The sequence below is a fragment of the Flavonifractor sp. genome, assembly GCF_019422385.1.
Taxonomy (GTDB): domain Bacteria; phylum Bacillota; class Clostridia; order Oscillospirales; family Oscillospiraceae; genus Flavonifractor; species Flavonifractor avistercoris.
Genome location: NZ_JAHZDL010000134.1, coordinates 1 through 3990 on the forward strand (window position 1 = coordinate 1; position 3990 = coordinate 3990).

Genomic DNA, 3990 nt, shown 5'->3' on the forward strand with positions numbered 1-3990 from the left:
CTCCAGCTCATGGAGATCACCCCCACGGCGGCCAACGTGAAGGAGTACGTGGCCATCGTGAAGGACAAGGCCCTGCTGCGGCGCATCGCCGAGACGGCGGGGGAGCTGACCGCCCTGGTGCAGGAGGGCACCGGCACGGGCCAGGAGGTGCTGGAGGCCGCGGAGCAGCGCATCTACGCCATCCGGCAGGGCCGGGCCGCCCAGGGCCTGACCCACATCTCCAGCGTGATCCTGGGGGTGTACGAGCGGCTCAACGAGCTGGCCGCCAGCGACCAGGCGGTGCCCGGCCTGTCCACCGGCCTGCCCGACGTGGACATGGCCATCTCCGGCCTGAACAAGTCCGATCTGATCCTCCTGGCCGCCCGGCCGGGCATGGGCAAGACCTCCTTCGCCCTGAACCTGCTGCTCCACGCGGGCAAGTTCTCCGGCAAGACGGTGGTGTTCTTCTCTTTGGAGATGAGCCGGGAACAGCTGTGCATGCGCCTCATCTCCAGCGAGTCCTTTGTGGACAACAAGAAGCTGGTCACCGGCAAGCTGGGGGAGGACGACTGGACCAAGATCGCCGCCGCCTCCGCCGCCCTGAACCAGACCCAGATCTTAATCGACGACAACCCGTCCCTCTCCGTGGCGGACATGAACGCCAAATGCCGCCGGGTGGATAACCTGGGCCTGGTGGTCATAGACTACCTCCAGCTCATGACCTCCGCCGGCGGACCCCAGCGCAGCGGCGACAACCGCCAGCAGATCGTCTCCGACATCTCCCGGGCCCTGAAAATCATGGCCAAGGAGCTCAACGTGCCGGTGGTGTGCCTGTCCCAGCTCTCCCGCGGCCCGGAGAGCCGCTCCGACAAGCGGCCCATGCTCTCCGACCTGCGCGAGTCCGGCGCCATCGAGCAGGACGCCGACATCGTCATGTTCCTCTACCGGGACGACTACTACAACGACGACAGCGAGAATCACAATCTGGCCGAGTGCATCATCGCCAAGAACCGCCACGGCGAGACCCGCACCGTGGAGCTCCAGTGGCTGCCGGAGTACACGACATTCTCCAGTATTGACCGGAGGCACGAGGAATACTAGCGTCCAGGGGGGAATTCTTCCCCCCTGGATACGAAAGCGGTTCCCAAGGAAACCGCTTTCGATACCCCCCTCACCCGCGCACAGCGCGGGTGGTTGCCCGCCGGTGGCGGAGCAAGCAGCGGTGTGCTGCGCAGGCGCATGTCCTGCTCCGCACAGATTTTGATTTGATTTCCGCCTGCGGCGGAAATTCTGCGAGGCCGTAGGGCCGGCATAGATGCCGGCCGCTGAGAAGGAGAACTATGATTGAAGCCGTCAAAGCCCTGACAGCGGAATACGATATGCTGCCCCGGGGGGGCGCGGTGCTGTGCGCCGTGTCCGGCGGGGCGGACTCCATGTGCCTGCTCCACCTGCTCTCCTCCTTGGCAAAGGAGGGGGGCTTCCGGGTGAGCGCCGCCCACTACAACCACAGCCTGCGGGGGGCGGAATCCGACCGGGACGCCGCCTTTGTGGCCGAGTGGTGCGCCCTGCGGGGCATCCCCTGCATCGTGGGGGCGGGCGACGTGGGCCGGGAGGCCGAGCTGCGGGGCCTGGGGGTGGAGGAGACCGCCCGGCAGATGCGCTATGAGTTCCTGCGCACCGTGGCGGACACCACGGGGTGCGACCGCATCGCCACCGCCCACAGCGCCGACGACAATCTGGAGACCCTGCTGCTCCACCTGGTGCGGGGGGCGGGGCTCCACGGCCTGGCGGGCATCCCGCCCCGCCGGGGGGACATTGTGCGCCCCCTGCTCACCACCGCCCGCGCCGACATCATGGCCTACCTGGATGAGCACCATGTCCCCCACGTGGAGGACTCCACCAACACCGACGAGGCCTACGCCCGCAACCGCATCCGGCGGCAGGTGGTGCCGGTGCTGCGGCAGCTCAATCCCCGCCTCACCGAGAGCGCGGCGGAGACCATGGGCTACCTCCGGGCCGACGACGACTTTCTCAATGCCCAGGCCGCGGCGGCCTGCCGGAACGCCCGGTGGGCGGAGGACGATCTGGTCATCGAGGCCCGGTACATCGCCCAGCTGCCCGCGGCCATCGCCCCCCGGGCGGTGCGCCGCCTGCTGGAGATGATGGGGGACGGGGGGGCCGTCAACTGCTCCGCCGCCCACCTGAAGGCGGTGGTGGGTCTGGCCCGGGGGGACGACCCCTCCGCGGTGGTGCACCTGCCCGGCGGGCGTCTGGCCCAGCGGGTGTACAAGGAGCTGCTGCTCACCACCCAGTCGCCCCCCCTGCCCCCCTTCCTGCCCACCCCCCTGGCGCTGGACGGGGAGACGGAGGTGGCGGGCACGCCCTGGCGGGTGCGCTGCCGCCCGGTGCGCTGCCCCGACGGGAGCGACCGGCAGCCCGGGGCCCTCTACCTGGCCCGGGAGGCCCTGGCGCCGCCGCTGGTGCTCCGGCCCAGGCAGACGGGGGACGAGATCTCGCTGCCCAGGCGGGGGGGAACCAAGAGCCTGAAAAAGCTGTTTATCGACGAAAAGGTGCCCCGGCGGGAGCGGGAGCGCATCCCGGTGCTGGCCGACGGCCGCGGCGTGGCCGCCGTGGCGGGCTTCGGCCCCGACCAGGGGCGCACCGCACAGCCGGGCCAGAGCGCCTATGAAATTCTGTTCTGGAAAAAAGATGATAAAGGGAGAGGCTGACAACATGGAACATTTACTGGACAGGGACGTGGAGCGGGTGCTCTTCTCCGAGGAGGAGCTGCGCCGGAGAGTGGCGGAGATCGCCGCCGAGATCGACCGGGACTACGCGGGGAAGGAGCCCCTGCTGGTCAGCGTGCTGCGGGGCTCCTTCGTGTTCATGGCGGATCTGGTGCGCCAGATCCATCTGCCCTGCACGGTGGACTTTATGGCCGTGTCCTCTTACGGCTCGGGCACCTCCAGCTCCGGCCAGGTGAAGATTGTCAAGGATCTCAGCGAGCACATCGAGGGCAGGGATCTGATCGTGGTGGAGGACATCCTGGACAGCGGCAACACCCTGAGCTATCTGCTCCAGCTGCTCCAGGCCCGGCGGCCCGCCTCGGTGCGGCTGTGCACCCTGCTGGATAAGCCCTCCCGCCGCACCAAGCCGGTGGAGCTGCACTACTCCGGGTTCACCATCCCCGACTACTTCGTGGTGGGGTACGGCCTGGACTACGATGAGAAATACCGCAACCTGCCCTACATAGGGGTGCTGAAGCCCTCGGTGTACGGGGGCGAATGAGCTTCGCCGAACGGCGGAATCTGCCCGGAAAGGACGTGTGCCCAGCTTGAAATTCAGAGGAAGCCTCCGCGATGTGGGCTTTTACCTGCTCATCGCCGTGATCCTGCTCCTGACCATCTTCGCGCTCCGGGGCGGCAGCGACGCCCGGGATCCGGCCACCTACGGCCAGGTGCGCCGCCTGCTGGAGCAGCAGCAGGTGTCCAACGTGGTACTGGAGGACAACCGGGTGACCCTCACCCTGAAAGAGCCCCAGGACGGGCAGTATACCGTCACCTATGACGTGGGGAGCCGGGACCAGTTCCTGGAGGACTTCAACGACCTGATCGTCCAGCAGTTCCGCAGCGGGATCATCCTGGACTATGACTACCGCCAGGGGTGGGTTCCCCCCTTCTGGGTGTCCTTCCTGCCGTGGATCGCCATCATTGTGGTGTTCTTCCTGCTGTGGTACTTCATGTTCCTCCGGCAGGCCGGCGCCGGCGGCGGGGGCGGCGGAGGCGGCGGCGTGGATCGCTCCGCCCGGTTCGGCCGGGCCCGCACCCGCACCATCTCCGACGAGCAGAAGAAGGTCACCTTCGCCGACGTGGCCGGCGCCGAGGAGGAGAAGGAGGAGCTCCAGGAGATTGTGGAGTTCCTGAAGGATCCCAAGCGCTACCTGGAGCTGGGGGCCCGCATCCCCAAGGGCGTGCTGCTGGTGGGCCCGCCGGGCACCGGCAAGACCCTGCT

The 3990-nt window shown here is 68.0% G+C and carries 4 protein-coding genes; all 4 read left to right on the forward strand.

Features of this window, described 5'->3' with window-relative positions; genetic code table 11:
• A partial coding sequence (gene dnaB / locus QZ378_RS12290; RefSeq protein WP_291258473.1) for a replicative DNA helicase occupies window positions 1-1080 on the forward strand: 1080 nt, incomplete at its 5' end.
• Window positions 1081-1319: 239 nt separating this feature from the next.
• The gene (tilS, locus tag QZ378_RS12295; protein WP_291258474.1) at window positions 1320-2708 is read left to right on the forward strand and encodes a tRNA lysidine(34) synthetase TilS; all 1389 of its coding nucleotides are present in this window, start codon (window positions 1320-1322) and stop codon (window positions 2706-2708) included.
• Window positions 2709-2712: 4 nt separating this feature from the next.
• Window positions 2713-3267, forward strand: a complete 555-nt coding sequence (gene hpt, locus QZ378_RS12300) for a hypoxanthine phosphoribosyltransferase (RefSeq protein ID WP_087240011.1) — start codon at window positions 2713-2715, stop codon at window positions 3265-3267.
• A 46-nt stretch (window positions 3268-3313) separates the two neighbouring features.
• Window positions 3314-3990 (forward strand): ATP-dependent metallopeptidase FtsH/Yme1/Tma family protein (locus QZ378_RS12305; protein ID WP_291258475.1); only part of this gene is annotated, 677 nt, incomplete at its 3' end.

What these genes read in the sequence shown, in the direction of transcription:
- hpt (WP_087240011.1), top strand. Translation starts at nt 2,713, where the DNA reads ATGGAACATTTACTGGACAGGGACGTGGAGCGGGTGCTCTTCTCCGAG.
- tilS (WP_291258474.1), top strand. Translation starts at nt 1,320, where the DNA reads ATGATTGAAGCCGTCAAAGCCCTGACAGCGGAATACGATATGCTGCCC.